14 protein-coding genes are annotated in these 17,633 nt (G+C 73.9%); 11 read left to right on the plus strand and 3 right to left on the minus strand.

What is annotated here, in order from left to right; genetic code table 11:
* Positions 1-100: 100 nt before the first annotated feature.
* Complete coding sequence (locus AB0946_RS21855; protein WP_366762289.1) at positions 101-1,474, minus strand: amidase; 1,374 nt, start codon at positions 1,472-1,474, stop codon at positions 101-103.
* Between the two features lie 177 nt (positions 1,475-1,651).
* On the opposite strand from AB0946_RS21855, the gene AB0946_RS21860 reads away from it, so the two are divergent.
* Positions 1,652-3,688, plus strand: coding sequence for an endo-beta-N-acetylglucosaminidase (locus AB0946_RS21860; RefSeq protein ID WP_366762290.1), 2,037 nt, complete (start codon positions 1,652-1,654; stop codon positions 3,686-3,688).
* A 91-nt stretch (positions 3,689-3,779) separates the two neighbouring features.
* Here the strand turns inward: AB0946_RS21860 and AB0946_RS21865 are convergent, their stop codons facing one another.
* Positions 3,780-4,481 (minus strand): FadR/GntR family transcriptional regulator, encoded by a 702-nt coding sequence (locus tag AB0946_RS21865; RefSeq protein ID WP_366762291.1) that lies wholly within the window; start codon positions 4,479-4,481, stop codon positions 3,780-3,782.
* Positions 4,482-4,644: 163 nt separating this feature from the next.
* On the opposite strand from AB0946_RS21865, the gene AB0946_RS21870 reads away from it, so the two are divergent.
* Genes AB0946_RS21870 through AB0946_RS21905 form a run of 8 tightly spaced genes read left to right on the plus strand, consistent with a single transcriptional unit; the run spans position 4,645 to position 12,520 of the window.
* Positions 4,645-5,709, plus strand: coding sequence for a sugar ABC transporter substrate-binding protein (locus tag AB0946_RS21870; protein WP_366762292.1), 1,065 nt, complete (start codon positions 4,645-4,647; stop codon positions 5,707-5,709).
* Positions 5,706-7,244, plus strand: coding sequence for a sugar ABC transporter ATP-binding protein (locus tag AB0946_RS21875; protein WP_366762293.1), 1,539 nt, complete (start codon positions 5,706-5,708; stop codon positions 7,242-7,244). The genes AB0946_RS21870 and AB0946_RS21875 overlap by 4 nt, the downstream gene beginning before the upstream one ends.
* Positions 7,237-8,262 carry an ABC transporter permease gene (locus AB0946_RS21880; RefSeq protein ID WP_366762294.1) on the plus strand — a complete coding sequence of 342 codons (1,026 nt, stop codon included), beginning with the start codon at positions 7,237-7,239 and terminating at the stop codon, positions 8,260-8,262. Before AB0946_RS21875 ends, AB0946_RS21880 begins: the two co-directional genes overlap by 8 nt.
* A 35-nt stretch (positions 8,263-8,297) precedes the next feature.
* Positions 8,298-9,638, plus strand: a complete 1,341-nt coding sequence (locus AB0946_RS21885; RefSeq protein ID WP_366762295.1) for an L-fuconate dehydratase — start codon at positions 8,298-8,300, stop codon at positions 9,636-9,638.
* Positions 9,635-10,408 (plus strand): SDR family oxidoreductase, encoded by a 774-nt coding sequence (locus tag AB0946_RS21890; protein ID WP_366762296.1) that lies wholly within the window; start codon positions 9,635-9,637, stop codon positions 10,406-10,408. The genes AB0946_RS21885 and AB0946_RS21890 overlap by 4 nt, the downstream gene beginning before the upstream one ends.
* Positions 10,405-11,373 carry an aldo/keto reductase gene (locus AB0946_RS21895; RefSeq protein ID WP_366762298.1) on the plus strand — a complete coding sequence of 323 codons (969 nt, stop codon included), beginning with the start codon at positions 10,405-10,407 and terminating at the stop codon, positions 11,371-11,373. Before AB0946_RS21890 ends, AB0946_RS21895 begins: the two co-directional genes overlap by 4 nt.
* Complete coding sequence (locus AB0946_RS21900) at positions 11,370-11,684, plus strand: L-rhamnose mutarotase (RefSeq protein ID WP_366762299.1); 315 nt, start codon at positions 11,370-11,372, stop codon at positions 11,682-11,684. The genes AB0946_RS21895 and AB0946_RS21900 overlap by 4 nt, the downstream gene beginning before the upstream one ends.
* Positions 11,681-12,520: an amidohydrolase family protein gene (locus tag AB0946_RS21905; protein ID WP_366762300.1), complete on the plus strand. Its 840-nt coding sequence runs from the start codon at positions 11,681-11,683 to the stop codon at positions 12,518-12,520. The genes AB0946_RS21900 and AB0946_RS21905 overlap by 4 nt, the downstream gene beginning before the upstream one ends.
* Here the strand turns inward: AB0946_RS21905 and AB0946_RS21910 are convergent.
* Positions 12,508-13,929: a lipase maturation factor family protein gene (locus tag AB0946_RS21910; protein WP_366762301.1), complete on the minus strand. Its 1,422-nt coding sequence runs from the start codon at positions 13,927-13,929 to the stop codon at positions 12,508-12,510. The two genes, AB0946_RS21905 and AB0946_RS21910, sit on opposite strands and share 13 nt — an antisense overlap.
* Before the next feature lie 127 nt (positions 13,930-14,056).
* On the opposite strand from AB0946_RS21910, the gene AB0946_RS21915 reads away from it, so the two are divergent.
* Both AB0946_RS21915 and AB0946_RS21920 read left to right on the plus strand, forming a co-directional pair.
* A complete protein-coding gene (locus tag AB0946_RS21915) occupies positions 14,057-15,412 on the plus strand; it encodes a DUF6777 domain-containing protein (protein WP_366762302.1) in 1,356 nt (451 codons plus the stop codon).
* Between the two features lie 108 nt (positions 15,413-15,520).
* Positions 15,521-17,605, plus strand: a complete 2,085-nt coding sequence (locus AB0946_RS21920; protein WP_366762303.1) for a SpoIIE family protein phosphatase — start codon at positions 15,521-15,523, stop codon at positions 17,603-17,605.
* The last annotated feature ends 28 nt before the right edge of the window (positions 17,606-17,633 follow it).

The following is a 17,633-nucleotide window of genomic DNA, read 5'->3' on the forward strand; positions in this document are numbered from 1 at the left end:
CACCGCCCGCCGGTCCGGCCTCCCGCACACCTCGGCCGCCGCCCGCCGGTCCGGCTCCCGCGCGTCTCCGCCACCCGTCGCCGGTCCGCTCCACCGCGCCTCACCTACCGGGTGCCGGTCCCTCGCCCGGCTCCGCCACCGGAGCCGTCCGCCGCCACGGGCCCAGCTCCTCCAACTCCCGCGCCAGCTCCAGCAGGACGGCCTCCGTGCCCGGCCGGCCCACCAGCTGTACGGCACACGGAGCGCCCGAGGGCAGAGCGCCGGCCGGCACGGACATCGCGGGCCAGCCCGTCAGGTTCCACGCCGGGGTGAAGGGCGAGTAGGCGGTGTTGACCAGGACGTTGCGCAGCCAGCCGCGCTCGTGCCACGGCCCGGCCTGCGGGGAGCGGCGGGCCAGGGCCGGGGTGAGCAGCACGTCGTACTCGGTGAGGAACGGCGTCAGCCGGGCGCGCAGCCGCTCGCGCGCCTCGCCGGTGCCCACCGGCCGGACGAACCGGCGGCCCACGGCCGCGTGGACCCGGGTCCGGCGGGCCAGCCGCGCCCGGTCCAGGCCCTGGGCGTCCACCGCCGTGCCCGCCGTCCAGTGCCGCAGCGCGGTCACGCCCAGGGAGAGCGGGTACGGCGGCTCGGCCCGCCGCACCTGATGCCCCGCCCGGGCCAGCGCCCCGGCCACCTGCCGGACCGCGGCCGTATACGACCGGTTCACGCTCACCCCGGCGAGCGGACTGCGCAGGCCGACGGCGATCTTCCGGCGCGTCCCCTCCCGCGGCCGGTCGAACTCCGTGTCCGCGAGGACCGCCAGCATCAGCCGCAGGTCCTCGACCGTCGTGGCCAGCGGGCCGTTCTCCGACATGCCGAACCAGTCGCCGTCGCCGATCCCCGCCGGCACCACCCCGTGCCCCGGCTTCAGCGTGACCAGACCGCAGTTCGCGGCCGGGATGCGCAGTGAGCCCATCCCGTCGTTGCCCAGCGCGAGCGGCACGAACCCGGCGGCCACCGCCGCCGCGCTGCCTCCGGAGGAGCCGCCTGCGGTGCGGGAGAGGTCCCAGGGGTTGCGGGCGATGCCGTACGGGCCCTCCGTGGTGCCGAAGACGCACAGTTCGGGCACGTTCGTCAGCCCGACGACCACCGCGCCCGCCGCCCGCAGCCGGGCCACCGTGACATGGTCCTCGGCGGCCGGGACGTCCGGGGTGGCGGCGGAGCCGTTGCGGCACGACTCACCGCGCACCGCGAGATTGTCCTTCACCGCCAACGGCACGCCCGCGAGCGGCAGTCCGGCCAGATCGGCACGGGACGCCAGCTCGTCGGCCTCGGCGAGCGCCGCCTGGGCCCGGACCTTCCGGAACGCCCCGATCCGGCCGTCGAGCCGCTCGATCCGCGCGAGGTGCCCGGCCACCACCTCCCTCGGCGTCACCCGCTTCTCGCGGACGGCGGCGGCGATCTCGGTGGCACTCCGGCCGGCCCAGCTGCTCACGGGCGCTCCTCGTTACTCATGGGTACGGAAGTCGGGCAGGGAGAACTGTGCCGGTTCAGGGGGCCGCGCGTCGAGAGGCCGTGCACCGTCATTGACTTCCGCCGACGGCCCCGACAACGATGTCACGGCGCAGTCGTCACAGCAGGTACGTCCCGTCCCCCATGGAGGCCTCCGCTCGTGAACCCCACCCGACGCACGGTCCTGATCGCCGCCGGTGCCGCCGCCCTGACCCCCGCGCTGTCCGTGCCGGCCGCGCAGGCGGCCCCGCGAGCCGCCGCCGCGACCCCGCCGTACGCCTCCTACTGGTACCCGGACTCGCTGCCCGCCGGCAGTCCCGGCCCCGGCGTCACCTGGCGCAGCCTGAAGAGCTGGCGCGCGGCCGACGACCCCGACCTCGCCTTCAACGCCGCCTCCATACCGCTCGCCGCCCGCTTCACCCCCGCCCCGGCGAACACCACCGCCCGCTCCGGACAGGCCCGCGTGCAGGCCCTGGTCTCCTTCGGCCCCACCTCCGCCAACCCCTCCCAGGGCTCGGCCACCGCCGACTACTACGCCCTGACCCACTGGGCGTACATCGACGAACTGGTCTTCTGGGGCGGCTCGGCCGGCGAGGGCCTGATCCTCGCGCCGAACGCGCCCGTCGTGGACGCGGCCCACCGGCACGGCGTCCCCGTCCTCGGGAACATCTTCCTGCCGCCGGTGGCCTACGGCGGACAGCTCCAGTGGACCCGGGACCTGGTGCAGAAGGACGCCACCGGCCACTACCCGCTCGCCGCGCAACTCGTCGCGGTCGCCGCGGCGTACGGCTTCGACGGCTGGTTCGTCAACGCCGAGACCAGCGGCGGCAACACCGCGCTGGGCACCGCCATGCTGGGCTTCCTCAAGGAGCTGAAGGCGCTCGCGGCGGCCAGGGGGCAGCGCGTGACCTGGTACGACGCGATGACCGTGAACGGCGCGGTCAGCTGGCAGGGTGCCCTGAACAGCCAGAACCAGGCGTTCTTCCAGGCCGCCGACGACATGTTCGTGGACTTCCGGTGGAGCGCGGCCACGCTCGCCGCCTCCGGTACGAAGGCGGACCAGCTCGGGCGCAGCCGCTACGACTTGTGGGCGGGTGTCGACGTCGAGTCGAACGGGTCCGGTACCTCCGTGAACTGGGACGCGATCGTGCCGGCCGGCAAGGCGCACGTCACGTCGATCGGCTTCTACCGGCCCGAGTGGACGCGCAACCACCTGCCCGCGGACCAGCGTGCCCCCGAGATCTTCCACGCGGCCGACGACCGGTTCTGGACGGGGCGGTCACTGGATCCGTCGCGGCCCGACCCGAGCGACCCGTGGCGGGCGCCCGCGGTGTCGGTGGCCGACCGGTCGACGGTGACCTCGGTGCCGTTCGCGAGCGTGTTCAACACCGGGCACGGACTGCGGTGGTACGAGGAGGGGGCCGTCACCTCGGAGGCGCCCTGGAACCACCTCGGGCTCCAGGACCGGTTGCCGTCGCGGCGGTGGGCGGTGCGCACGGCGGGGCAGCGGCCGGCCGTCTCCTTCGACTTCGCCGACGCCTGGCGTGGCGGCAGCAGCCTGCTGGTCGCGGGGGAGCTGGATCAGCCGGTGGTGGTGGATCTGTACGCGACCCGGCTGCCGATCGGTGAGAACACGGTGGTCGAGCTGACGTACCGGAGCGAGTCCGGGGAGGTGACCGTCGAGCCGGCGGTGGCGACGGCCGAGCCGAGCGGGCCCGGGGCGACTGCGCCCTACACCTGTCTGCCGGTGAACGCGGCCGACAAGGGAGTCCGCGTCCGGTCGGTCAACGGCTGGCAGACCGTGACCGTACCGCTCACAGGGCTGTCCGGTACCGTCCACGCGCTCGGCGTACGGCTCACCGCGACCGAGGGCCCGGTCCGCTGGCGCCTGGGCGGCCTCGCCGTACGCGACAGCGTCACCGCGCCCGCCGCCCCCTCCGGCGCCCGCGTCACCGCGGCGAACGGCGGCGACCTCCGCCTCGCCTGGACCGCCGCCCCGGGCGCCGTCCGCCACTACACCCTCCACCGCCTCCTTCCCGACGGCACCCGCCGCTTCCTCGGCGCCACCGGCCAGCGCGCCTACTTCGTCGCCGGTCAGCGGCCCGAACAAGGCGAGACGGCCGCACGGTTCGAACTGCGCGCGGTGGGGGAGCTGTACAACGCCTCGGCACCCGTGACGGTGACCCACCCCTGGTAGCCACCCGGAACCGCTGGGAGACCGCTGGGCGAACGGGTGCTCCGCAGGGGCGGAGCCGGTCCAGGCACCGCCTCCGCCCCGGTCGTCGTCGCTACCCGCCGAGCTGGGTGCGCAGCCACTCCTCCACCTCGCCCACGTGGGCCGCTGCCGCCGCCCGGGCCGCTTCGGGGTCGTGGGCGGCGAGGGCGCGGTGGATGGCGGCGTGTTCGCGGCGGGTGCGGGCGAAGGCGCCCTCCTCCTGGTAACCGCGCCAGACGCGGGCGCGGAAGGTGCGCGAGGACAGGCCGTCGAGGATGGCGGCCATGGTCTCGTTGCCGGCGGCGGACGCGATCTCGCGGTGGAAGGCGAGGTCGTGGGCGAGGATCTCCTCGGGGTCGTCGGTCGCGTTCATCGCCGCCAGGTGCTTCTCCACGGCGGCCAGCCGGTCGTCCGTGATGCGCGCGGCGGCCAGTGCGGTCGCCGTCGACTCCAGGATCCGGCGCACCTCGAGGAGCTCCACCAGACGCGGGCCCCGGGACAGGTCGGCGACCACCCCGAAGGTCTCCAGCAGGTCGCCGGCCTCCAGTGCGGTGACGTAGATCCCGGAGCCGTGCCGTGCCTCCAGGACCCCCATGACCGTCAGGGCGCGGATCGCCTCCCGCATCGAGCTGCGTGAGATGCCCAGCTGAACGGCCAGTTCCCGCTCGGTGGGCAGCCGCTGGCCCGGCTCCAGCCGGCCCTCGGCGATCATCGCCTTGATCTCCTCGATGGCGCGCTGGGTCACCGTGCCCTTCTGCGGGGCTGCCTCGTCCACGCCACTCCTCCAGTCACCGGGTGCGTCGCAGTCTAGCCAGCCGAGTGGTCCGACCACTATGCGTCCACAGCGGGAATTTTCGCTGCACGAGGGTGTTCCGGCGCCTGAGTGGTCTGATAAGTATGCGGTCGTCGCTCGAACCACCTCGACGAGGAGCCGCGAGATGCCCGCCAGCACAGTGAGCAAACGCAGCAGGTCCCGGATCACCGGCGCGGCGGCCCTGGCCGTCGGCGCCTCGCTCGTGCTCGCCGCCTGCGGCAGCACCAAGGACACCGCGAGTGCGGGAAGCGGCGGCACCGGCAAGGTCGGCGTGATCCTGCCGCTGCTGACCTCGCCGTTCTGGCAGTCGTACAACGACTACGTGCCGAAGATGGCCGAGTCCGAGGGCGTCGAGGTGCTGAAGACGGTCAACTCCAACAGCGACCCCTCGCAGCAGATCACCGACATCGACAACGAACTCACCCAGGGCGTGAAGGGGCTGGTCGTCGCCCCGCTGGACAGCGCCGCCATCCAGGCCGGACTCGACCAGGCCGAACGCAAGGGCGTGCCGGTCGTCGCCGTGGACGTGGCGCCCGACAAGGGCAAGGTCGCCATGGTGGTGCGCGCGGACAACGTCGCCTACGGCAAGAAGGCCTGCGACTACCTCGGGCAGCACGTGAGCAGCGGCAAGGTCGTGCAGATCATGGGCGACCTGGCCTCGGTCAACGGCCGCGACCGCTCCGAGGCCTTCCGGTCCTGCGTGAAGGAGAAGTACCCCAGGCTCAAGGTGCTGGAGATCCCCGCCAAGTGGGAGTCCGACACCGCCGCCGCCAAGCTCGACACCCTCCTCAACGCCAACCCCGACATCAAGGGCATCTACCTCCAGGCGGGCGGTGTCTACCTCGCCCCCACCCTGCAGACCCTGAAGTCGAAGAACATGCTCAAGGCGGCCGGGCAGAAGGGGCACATCGCGATCGTCTCCAACGACGGCATCCCGCAGGAGTACGAGGCCATCCGCAAGGGCCAGATCGACGCCACCGTCTCCCAGCCGGCCGACGCCTACGCCAAGTACGGCCTGTACTACATCAAGGCGGCGATGGAGGGGAAGAAGTTCGAGCCCGGCCCGACCGACCACGACTCCACGATCGTCAAGCTGCCCAGCGGCATCCTGGAGGACCAGCTGCCCGCCCCGCTGGTCACCAAGGACAACGTCGACGACCCCAAGCTGTGGGGCAACACGGTCCGATGAGCCACGGTCCGCTCAGCCACAGTCCGACGACCACCCCGCCCGGCGACGCCACGCCCCTGGTCGAAGCGGAGGACATCGTCAAGCGGTACGGCCCCACGGTCGCCCTCGCCGACGGCCGGCTCACCGTGCTGCCCGGAGAGTCCCACGCCCTCGTCGGCCGCAACGGCGCCGGCAAGTCCACCCTGGTGAGCATCCTCACCGGCCTCCAGGCCCCGGACGCGGGCACGGTCCGCTTCGACGGCGAGAGCGCGCCCCCGCTCGCCGACCGGGACGCCTGGCGCCGCAAGGTCGCCTGCGTGTACCAGAAGCCCACCGTCGTACCGGAACTGACGGTCGCGGAGAACCTCTTCCTCAACCGGCAGCCGCGGGCACGGGGGCTGATCAGCTGGCGGCGGCTGCGCACCGAGGCCGCCGATCTCCTCGCCACCTGGGACGTCCGCGTCGACCCGGGGGCCCGTACCGCCGACCTCAAGGTCGAGGACCGCCAGATGGTGGAGATCGCCCGCGCGCTGAGCTTCGGCGCCCGGTTCATCGTGCTGGACGAACCCACCGCCCAGCTCGACAAGCGGGAGATCGAGCGGCTGTTCGACCGGATGCGGGCCCTCCAGGACTCCGGGGTGACCTTCCTGTTCATCTCGCACCACCTGCAAGAGGTCTACGAGGTCTGCCAGACCGTCACCGTGCTGCGCGACGCCCGCTGGATCACGACGGCCCCCGTGGCCGAGCTGCCCAGGGCGGCCCTGGTGGAGGCCATGGCGGGGGAGTCGGTCGCCGAGCGGGCGCGGCCGCGCGGCACCGTGCACGGCACCGCCCCGGTCGTGCTCGACGTGCGCGGCCTGACCTCCACCGCGTACGACGGTATCGACCTCACCGTCCGCCGCGGTGAGGTGCTGGGACTCGCCGGGACCAGCGGCAGCGGCAAGACCGAGCTGGCCGAGACCCTCGCCGGACTGCACACCCCGGCCGGCGGCTCGGCCCTGCTGCGAGGAGAGCCGCTGCCGTTCGGCGACGTGCGGGCGGCGCTGGACGCGGGCGTCGGCTGGGTGCCCCGCGACCGGCACGAGCAGGGCCTGGTCCCCGGCATGACCGTCGGCGACAACACCACCCTGAGCGTCCTGGACCGGCTCGGCCGCTTCGGTTTCGTCGGCACCGACCGCAGGAGCGGTCTCGCCACCGAGCTGATCGACCGCCTCGACATCCACACCGAGGGCCCCGGACAGCCCGTCTCCGACCTCTCCGGAGGCAACGCGCAGAAGGTCGTCATGGCCCGCGCCCTGGCCTCCGACCCCCGCCTGCTCGTCCTGATCAACCCGACGGCGGGCGTCGACGTGAAGTCCAAGGAGTCCCTGCTGGCCCGCATGGACAGCGCCCGCGAGGACGGCACGGCCGTGCTCGTCGTCTCCGACGAACTCGACGACCTGCGGCGCTGCGACCGCGTCCTCGTCCTCTTCCACGGCCGCATCGTCGCCGAGCACCCGGCCGGCTGGCGCGACCACGAGCTGATCGCCTCCATCGAAGGAGTGGACCATGGCTGACACCAAGGCCCCGCCGCTCACCTCGCCCCGCCTCCCCGACCAGCGCGCCGCCCGGGCCGTGCTGCTGCGCCGCGCGCGGGAACTCGCCCTCGTGCCGGCCCTGTTGCTGCTCATGGTGCTGGGCGCGGTGGTCAACGACTCGTTCCTCACCGAGCGGAACCTCATCTCGATCCTGGGCGCCTCGGCCGCCCTCGCCATGGTGGTGCTCGCCGAGTCGCTGGTGCTCATCACCGGCAAGTTCGACCTGTCCCTGGAGTCGGTCGTCGGCATCGCCCCCGCCGTGGGGGCGCTCCTCGTCCTGCCCTCGGCGCAGGCCGGCTGGGGCACCGGGTTCCCGGCGCCGGTCGCCCTGCTCGCCATCCTCGTCGCCGGCGCGGCCGTCGGCGCCTTCAACGGCGTCCTGGTCGTGAAGTTCAAGCTCAACGCGTTCATCGTGACCCTCGCGATGCTCATCGTGCTGCGCGGGCTGCTGGTCGGCGCCACCAAGGGCAAGACCCTGTTCGGCATGCCCGACAGCTTCTCCTCGTTGGCCACCACCACCTTCCTCGACGTCCCGATGTCGGTGTGGCTCGCCGCCGTCGCCTTCGCCGTCACCGGAGGCGTGCTGAAGTACCACCGGGTCGGCCGCGCCCTGTACGCCATCGGCGGCAACGCGGAGGCCGCCCGCGCCGCGGGCATCCGCGTGGACCGCGTGATGCTCGGGGTGTTCGTCGTCGCCGGGGTCCTCGCCTCCGTCGGCGGCATCATGCAGACCGGCTACGTCGGCGCGATCAGCGCCAACCAGGGCCAGAACATGATCTTCACCGTGTTCGCGGCGGCGGTGATCGGCGGCATCAGCCTGGACGGCGGCAAGGGCACCATGTTCGGCGCCCTGACCGGCGTCCTCCTCCTGGGCGTCGTGCAGAACCTGCTCACCCTCGCCCAGGTGCCGTCGTTCTGGATCCAGGCCATCTACGGCGGCATCATCCTCGTCGCCCTGATGATCGCCCGTGTCACCACGGGCCGCGCCCAGGACTGATGAACCGCCACCTTCCCCCAGCAGAAAGGGCATCCGTGTCCGACGCTCCCGCCCGCGTCATCGCGGTCGACACCCACGACATCCGCTTCCCCACCTCGCGCGAGCTGGACGGCTCCGACGCGATGAACCCGGACCCCGACTACTCGGCGGCCTACGTCGTCCTGCGCACCGACGCCGCCGACGGCCTGGAGGGACACGGATTCACCTTCACCATCGGGCGGGGCAACGACGTCCAGGTCGCCGCGATCGACGCGCTGCGGGGCCATGTGCTGGGCCGCGACGTCGAGGAACTGTGCGCCGACCCCGGCTCGCTCTTCCGGGACCTGATCGCCGACAGCCAGCTGCGCTGGCTCGGCCCCGAGAAGGGCGTGATGCACATGGCGATCGGGGCCGTCGTCAACGCCGCCTGGGACCTCGCCGCCCGGCGGGCCGGGAAACCCCTGTGGCAACTGCTCGCCGACGCCGAACCCGAGTGGCTGGTCCGGCAGATCGACTTCCGGTACATCACCGACGCCCTCACCCCCGAGGAGGCCCTCGACCTGCTCAGGCGCGGCCGAGCGGGTGCCGCCGAGCGCCGGGCCCGCCTCCTGGAGCGCGGCTTCCCCGCGTACACCACCTCCCCGGGCTGGCTCGGCTACGACGACGACAAGCTCGGCCGGCTCGCCGCCCGGGCCGTCGCCGACGGCTTCCGGCAGATCAAGCTGAAGGTCGGCGCCGACCTCGACGACGACATCCGGCGCTGCCGGGTGGCCCGCGCCGTCGTCGGACCGGAGATCCGCCTGGCGATCGACGCCAACCAGCGCTGGAACGTGGACGAGGCGATCCGCTGGACGAACGCCCTGGCCGAGTTCGGCCCGTACTGGATCGAGGAGCCCACCAGCCCCGACGACGTCCTCGGCCACGCCGCCATCCGCCGCGCGGTCGGCCCCGTGAAGGTCGCCACCGGCGAACACGTGCAGAACCGGATCGTGTTCAAGCAGATGCTGCAGGCCGGCGCCCTCGACATCGTGCAGATCGACGCGGCCCGCGTCGGCGGGGTCAACGAGAACCTCGCCATCCTGCTCCTCGCCGCCAAGTTCGGCGTCCCCGTCTGCCCGCACGCCGGCGGGGTCGGCCTGTGCGAACTCGTCCAGCACCTGTCGATGTTCGACTACCTGGCGGTCTCCGGCAGCACCGAGGACCGGGTCATCGAGTACGTCGACCACCTCCACGAGCACTTCGTCACCCCGGTCGTCATCCGCGACGGCCACTACTCGGCGCCCACCGTGCCCGGCTTCTCCGCCGCCCTGCGCCCGGAGTCCCTCGCGCGGTACACCTTCCCCGGCGGCACCTACTGGGCCGCCGACCCCGACACGCAGAAGGGACAGGCGGCATGAGCGACTTCGCGGGACTGAGGGCCCTGGTGACCGGCGGCGCGTCCGGCATCGGCCGGGCCACCGCCGACCTGCTCGCCGCCCGCGGCGCCCAGGTCGCCGTCCTCGACCTCGACCCGTCCGCCGTCGACAAGCCCCTCCTCGCGGTGCGCGCCGACGTCACCGACGACGCCTCGGTGCGCACCGCCGTCCAGGACGCGGCCGAGGCGCTGGGCGGGCTGGACGTCCTGGTGAACAACGCGGGCATCGGCGCCCAGGGCACCGTCGAGGACAACGACGACGCCGAGTGGCGGCACGTCTTCGACGTCAACGTCCTCGGCATGGTCCGCACCGCCCGCGCGTGCCTGCCGTACCTGCGCCGCGCCGCCACCGCCCGCCCCGGCACCGCGGCCATCGTCAACACCTGCTCCATCGCGGCCACCGCCGGCCTGCCGCAGCGCGCCCTGTACAGCGCGACCAAGGGCGCCGTGTACTCCCTGACCCTCGCCATGGCCGCCGACCACGTCCGCGAGGGCATCCGCGTCAACTGCGTCAACCCCGGTACGGCGGACACCCCGTGGATCGGCCGGCTGCTGGACGCGGCCGAGGACCCGGCCGCCGAACGGGCCGCCCTCGAGGCCCGCCAGCCCACCGGCCGGCTGGTCTCCGCCGCCGAGGTCGCGGGCGCCATCGCCTACCTGGCGAGCCCGCTCTCCGGCGCCACCACCGGCACCGCCCTCGCTGTCGACGGCGGCATGCAGGGCCTCAGGCCGCGTCCGGCGGCGGACCGGTGACCCCCCTCGGCCGCGGCGGCGCCGACGTCACTTCCCTGGGCCTCGGCGCCGCCGCCCTCGGCAACCTCTACACCCCGGTCGGCGACGAACAGGCCCACGCGACCGTGCGGGCGGCCTGGGAGCGCGGCATCCGCTACTTCGACACCGCCCCCCACTACGGCCTCGGGCTGTCCGAACGCCGCCTGGGTGCGGCCCTGCGGGAGTACGACCGCGCCGCCTACACGGTCTCCACCAAGGTCGGCCGCCGCCTGGAACCGGCCGACGGCACCGGCGACGACCTGGCCAACGGCTTCGCCGTACCCGCCGACCACCGCCGCGTCTGGGACTTCACCGCCGACGGCGTCCGCCGCACCCTGGAGGCGAGCCTGGAACGCCTCGGCCTCGACCGGGTCGACGTCGTCTACCTCCACGACCCCGACGACCACGCCGAACAGGCCTTCCGCGAGGGCTACCCGGCGCTGGAGAAACTCCGCGCGGAGGGCGTCGTGGGCGCCATCGGGGCGGGCATGAACCAGGCGGAGATGCTGACCCGGTTCGTCCGTGACACGGACGTCGACGTGGTGCTCTGCGCGGGCCGGTACACCCTCCTGGACCAGAGCGCGGCCACCGAACTGCTGCCCGAGGCCGTGCGACGCGGCGTCCGCGTGGTCGTCGGCGGCGCCTTCAACTCCGGCCTGCTGGCTGACCCGTCCCGGCACCCGACCTACGACTACACCCGGGCACCGCGGGAGTTGCTGGACCGGGCGCTGCGGATCCAGGCGGTCGCCGAGCGCCACGGCACCACCCTGCGCGCCGCCGCCCTCGCCTTCTGCTCCGCCCACCCGGCCGTGGCGAGCGTCCTGGCCGGCGCCCGCTCGCCCGCCGAGGTCCACGACTGCGCCGAGCAGTTCGCGAGGCCGGTGCCGGACGCCTTCTGGCGGGAACTGCGCGCGACCGGCCTGCTGCCCCCGGAGGAAGCGTCATGAGGGTCGCCCTGCACACCAGGGTCCGCGCGGACCGGATCGAGGAGTACGAGGCCGCCCACCGCGCGGTCCCGAAGGACCTCACCGACGCCATCCGCGCCGCGGGGGCCACGTCCTGGACCATCTGGCGATCGGGGACCGACCTCTTCCACGTCCTGGAGTGCGCGGACTACGCCCGTCTCCTCGCCGAGCTGGAACGGCTCCCGGTCAACGCGGCCTGGCAGACCCGGATGGCGGACCTGCTGGACGTGACGCACGACTACTCCGCCGAGGGCGCGGCCGCGACCCTGCCCGTCGTGTGGGAGCTGCCATGAGCGTCGACGCCCACCACCACGTCTGGGACCTGAGCGTCCGCGACCAGGACTGGATCCGGGGACCCGGACTCCGGCCGCTGCGCCGGAACTTCACCGTCGCCGACCTCGAACCCCAGGCACGCGCCGTGGGGGTCGACCGTACCGTGCTCGTCCAGACCGTCACCGTGCCCGAGGAGACCCCCGAGTTCCTCGCCCTCGCCGCCGCCCACGACCTGATCGCCGGGGTCGTCGGCTGGACCGACCTCACCCGCCCCGGCATCGCCGACGAACTGGCCCGGCTGCGCGAGCTTCCCGGCGGCTCCCACCTGAAGGGCATCCGGCACCAGGTGCAGGGCGAACCCGACCCCGAGTGGCTGCTGCGGCCCGACGTCCTGCGCGGTCTGGCCGCCGTGGCCGACGCCGGCCTGGTCTACGACCTCGTGGTCCAGCCCCACCAGTTGCCGGCCTGCACGGCGGCGGCCCGGGCCCTGCCCCGGCTCACCTTCGTCCTCGACCACCTCGGCAAGCCGCCCATCGCCTCCGGGGAGCGCGTGTCCTGGGCTGCCGCCCTGCGGGCCTTCGCCGCCCTCCCCAACACCGTCGCCAAGCTCTCCGGCCTGGTGACCGAGGCCGGCCCGGACACGCGGAACGCCGCCGGTCTGCGTCCGTACGTCGACACCGCCCTGGACGCCTTCGGCCCCGCCCGGCTGATGGCCGGCTCCGACTGGCCGGTGTGCACCCTGGCCATGAGCTACGCCGAGGTCCACGCGCTCACCCGGGAGGTGACGGCGGGGCTCGGCGAGGCGGAGCGCACCGCGCTGTTCGAGACCACCGCGAGCCGTGTCTACGACCTGTGAACCCCGCCCGCGAGCCGTGTCGGCGGCAGGTACTCCCGCACGAACGTCCGCTCCCAGCACGCCCCCGTCTCGCGCAGCTCCCGCCAGGTCGTGTACCGGTACCGGAACAGCCGGGCCCGGACATGGCGGGGCGGGGTGCCGGGCGGGAAGGGGGAACGGCGCAGCAGCCGCAGGGTGTCCCGGTCGTTCTCCAGCAGGCGTTCCACCAGACCGCCGAACCACTCACCGGCGTACGCCGGGGACAGCGCCGCGAACCACATCAGCCAGTCCAGGCGCAGATGGTAGGGGGCGAACTGGCGCGGCCAGCGGCGGGGATCGCCGGGCTTGCCCTTGAAGACGTACTCCCGCCAGTCCGAGTCCGGGCGCGGGGTGTCGTCCAGCGTGCCCTCGACCACCACCTCGTAGCGGACCCGGCTGACGCTGCCGAACGCACCGTAGGTGTTCACCAGGTGCAGCGGGTCGAAGGAGCGGTTCATCACCTGGCGGCGGGAGACCATGTTGACCACCGGGCGGTGGCTCAGGAAGAGCAGCAGCGCGCCGACCGCCAGCACCAGCACCTCGTACCACAGCGGCGCCGGCGGCACCGGCGGCGCGGCCGCCGGCAGCCGGAGCGCGGACAGCGCCAGCACGATGGTGATCCAGTTCAGCCAGGAGAAGTTGCCGGAGAGCACCAGCCACAGCTGGGTGAGGATCATCAGCGCGGCGGCGGCCGAGGCGATCGGCTGCGGAGTGAACAGCAGGACCGGTACGACCAGCTGGGTGACGTGGTTGGCGGCCACCTCCACCCGGTGCAGCGGCTTCGGCAGGTGGTGGAAGAACCAGCTCAGCGGGCCCGGCATCGGCTGGGTCTCGTGGTGGTAGTCCAGGCAGGTCAGCCGCCGCCAGCAGGCGTCGCCCCGCATCTTGATCAGCCCGGCACCGAACTCCACCCGGAACAGGATCCAGCGCAGCAGGAACAGCACGACGACCGGCGGCGCCACCTCGCCGTTGCCGAGGAACGCGGCCAGGAAGCCCGTCTCCAGCAGCAGCGACTCCCAGCCGAACGCGTACCACGTCTGGCCCACGTTGACGATCGACAGGTACAGCGCCCACGGCACCAGCCACAGCAGGATCGCGGCCCACAGCGGCAGCAGCGAGTCCGCCCCGGCCAGCAAGGCCGCCGCGACCGCACAGCCCGTCCAGGCACAGGCCGCGAAGAAGCGGTCGGAGTAGTGCAGGTGGAACAGGCTCGGGGCGCGCCGGAACCGCGCGCGGGCCAGGTACCGCGGGATCGGCAGCATCCCGCGCTCGCCCAGCAGGGCCCGGAACTGCAGGGCCGCCGTCAGGAACGCGACCAGGTACACGGCGGCCAGGGCCCGCTGGAAGACCAGCCGGCTCAGCCAGTAGCCGGGTGCGGTGAACCAGTCCACGGCTGTGCGCGCCCTCCTGTACGGCGACACCGGCGCCGCTGTCGTCACGGCGTTCCCCGAGTTGCCAGCCAAACCTGAGCGATGCCAACAATAGGGCGTAATCACCCACAGTGATGCGGAGTGTGCGGTGCGGATACCCACCCGATCCATCGTCGCGGCCTGGGCGCTCTCGGTGGCGCTCCTCGCCGGGGGCTGCGCGGGCGCCGGTGTCAAGCAGACCAAGGCGGGCGAACTGGTCCTCCTGGAGACCGCCACCGAGCGGGGACCGGACCCGTTCACCGACTCCGCGGACACCGCCATCCGGCCGGAGTCACCCCGCGGCACTGCGCGGATCCAGCCCGGCGAGGTCGAGGCACCCCTGCGCGCGGCCCGTACCGTGTCCGGCGCCACCCCCGGCCTGTACCAGGGCACCCCGCGCGTCGCCGCCTGTGACGTCGAGCGGCACATCGGCCGTCTCGCGGCGGACGGGGCCAGGGCCGACGCCTTCGCCCAGGTGGCCGGCGTCACCCGGTCGGCGCTCCCCGGCTACCTGCGCGGACTGACCCCCGTCGTCCTGGGCGCCGACACCCGCGTCACCAACCACGCCTACCGCGACCGTGCGGCGGCCCGCTACCAGGCCGTGCTCCAGGCCGGCACCGCCGTCCTCGTCGACGACCGGGGCGTGCCCCGGGTCCGCTGCGCCTGCGGCAACCCGCTCAAGCCGCCCGCCCCGACGCGCGGCGGTGCCGGGGCCCGGGGCACGCCCTGGGCCGGCTACGAGCCGGACGAGGTGATCGTCGTGGCCCCGGCACCGCGGGCCGTCACCAGCATCACCCTCGTGGACCCCGCGACCCGTACCTGGACCGAGCGCCGGGTCGGCCCCGATGTCCGCCGGGACCGGATCGTGTCCCCGCCCGCGCGGGCCGCGGCCAGCCCGGTCCCGTCCGGCCCAGCGGACGCCGGACCGTCCGTCACCGGGCGGCCCAGCCCGCGCGACAGCGGCCCGGCACGGTCCCCGGCGGGCACGCCGTCGTCCTCGTCCGGCTCCGCCGTGCCGGACGGCCGCGGCGATCACCCGGACAGTGCCAGCGGGCTCGCGGACCGCGACACCGGGACGACGGCGCAGGAGCCGCCGCCCGCCGAGGACGCCCCCGATCCCGACCCCGTTCCCGATCCGGCCCGCGATCTCTCCCTCGACCTCACCGTGGACCCCCCGGACGCGGGTCCGTCCGATCCGGGCGCCGCCGACCAGGGCTCCTCCCGTCCGGAAGGCTCCGTTCCGGAAGCCTCGCAGCCCGGTTCCTTCGATCCGGGCACCTCCGGCCTGGGCCTGACCGCCCCGGACACCTCCGCCGGCACCGGCCCGTCCCACGTGCCCACGATCCCCGGCCTGCCCGACGGCGGCGGCCTGGTCCCGGACGCCCCGCCCGCCGCCCGGTCCGGCACCGCACCCGGCGCGGCCGGCACCGGCCCCGCCCGCCCCCCGGCCGAGCCCGGCGGCTGAGCGCGGGCCGGTGCCCGCCGAAGCCCACCACACCGGGCCCTCGCCGAGCACACGTGCCCGGCCGCCGATCAAGTCGAAGAATCGGCCGGTTCCTGGCAAGGTGGCCCCATGGCCGATCGGGGAGCGAGCGCCCTGTCACTCCCGGAGGACTGGCCCGCACACCCGGACCCGATCCTCGCGCTCAACCGCATGGGCAGCTTCGACTGGGACCTGGACGTCGGTCTGTTCCACATGGACGCCCAGGCCTTCGAGGTGTTCGACCTGCTGCCCGAGGAGTACGACGGGCGCCCGGAGACCCTGGCCGTCCGGGTGCCGCCGCCGGAGGCCGCCCGGCTCGACGCGGCGGTCGCCCGGGCGATCAAGGACGGCAGCGAGAACTACGGCGCCTACTTCCGCATCCGCTGCCGCGACGGCACCATGCGCTGGACGCACACCCAGGGCTACATCCGGCGCGACGACACCGGCCGCCCGCGCCGGGTCGTCGGCATCGTGCGCGACGCCACCGAGGAACTCGCCGACAGTGCGGCCCGCAGCCTCCGGGCCGCCCAGGACGAGGCGTTCCGGCAGCAGACCGGTGTCGTCCAGGTCATCTCCGCCGCGCTCGCCCACGCCCGCAGCGTCCGGGACGTCATCGACGTCCTCAAGGACGCGCACGGCATCCGCCACCTCGGCGCGGCCAGCCTGGTGATAGGGCTGGTGGAGGCGGGCCGGATCCGGCTCGTGGCCGAGGGACCCGCGGACGCCTCCGTCCCCGGGACCCGGATCACCCGGATCGACGAGCCGTACCCGATGAGCGAGGTCGTCCGCACGCTCAGCCCCCGGTTCATCGAATCGCCCGAGGAGTTCGCCGAAGGCTACCCGGTCCTCTGGCCGCACCTCACCGGCCTGCACATCACCTCGGCCGCCTATCTGCCCCTGATCGCCCAGGCCCGCCCGATCGGCGCGATGGGCCTGCTCTACGACGACCGGCGCGGCTTCTCCGCCGAGGAGCGCGCCGTCCTCGTCGCGCTGGGCAGCAGCATCGCCCAGAGCCTGATGCGGGCCATGCTCTACGAACAGGAGAAGGACCTCGCCCAGGGCCTCCAGCAGGCCATGCTGCCCCGCACCATCCCCAGCGTCCCCGGCGCCGACGTCGCGGTCCGCTACCGCTCCGCGGCACTGGGCCGGGACATCGGCGGCGACTGGTACGACCTCATCCCGCTGCCCGGAGGCCGGGTGGGCGCGGTCATCGGGGACGTCCAGGGCCACGACACGCACGCGGCGGCCGTCATGGGCCAGCTGCGCATCGTGCTGCGCGCCTACGCCGCCGAGGGCCACCCCCCGGCCACCGTGATGGCCCGCGCCTCCGTCTTCCTGCACGAACTCGACACCGACCGCTTCGCCACCTGCCTGTACGCCGAGGCCGACCTGTCCACCGGAGTCGTCCAGATGGTGCGCGCCGGCCACATCGACCCGCTGGTGCGGCACGACGACGGCGCTTGCGTCCGGGTCGGCGTCGAGGGCGGCCTGCCGCTCGGCCTGTCCGCCGAGTTCGGGCGGCTGGAGTATCCCGTCGCCACCCTCGAACTCGATCCCGGCCACACCCTGCTGCTGTGCACCGACGGGCTGGTCGAACAGCCCGGCGCCGACCTGGACGACGGCATGAGCGGCCTGGTGGCCCTCGTCTGCGGCGGCCCCCGCGAGGTGCGCGACCTCGCCGACCGGCTGATCCAGCTGGCCGAGGAGCGGGGCGGCGACGACGACGTGGCCCTGCTCCTGCTGCACCGCCGCGGCCGGGAGACCACGCGGCCCGGCGGCCGGCTCCGGCAGCACGTGGCGCCCGGCGACCCGGAGGCCCTGACCCAGGCCCGGCACATGATCCAGGCCGCGGTCCGCGCCTGGGGCGCCCATGAGCTGGCCGACGAGATCGAACTGGTCGCCGGCGAGCTGATCACCAACGCGCTGATGCACACCGAGGGCTCGGCCATCGTCACCCTGCGGGCCCTGGACGGCGGCGACCGCCGGCTGCGCATCGAGGTCGAGGACGGCTCCAGCGCCCTGCCCCGCCGCCGCGACGCGGGCGAGACCGGTGTCTCCGGGCGCGGCCTGGTCCTCGTGGAACGGCTCTCCGACAGCTGGGGGGTGGAGGCGCGGGGCGGCGGCAAGGCGGTGTGGTGCGAGTTCCGGCTGTCGCAGCCACCGGTCCGGGCGTGACGGCGGGGGTGTTGTCGGTGCCGGATGG

This window comes from Streptomyces sp. NPDC046870 (assembly GCF_040704595.1).
GTDB classification, from domain to species: Bacteria; Actinomycetota; Actinomycetes; order Streptomycetales; family Streptomycetaceae; genus Streptomyces; species Streptomyces argyrophylli.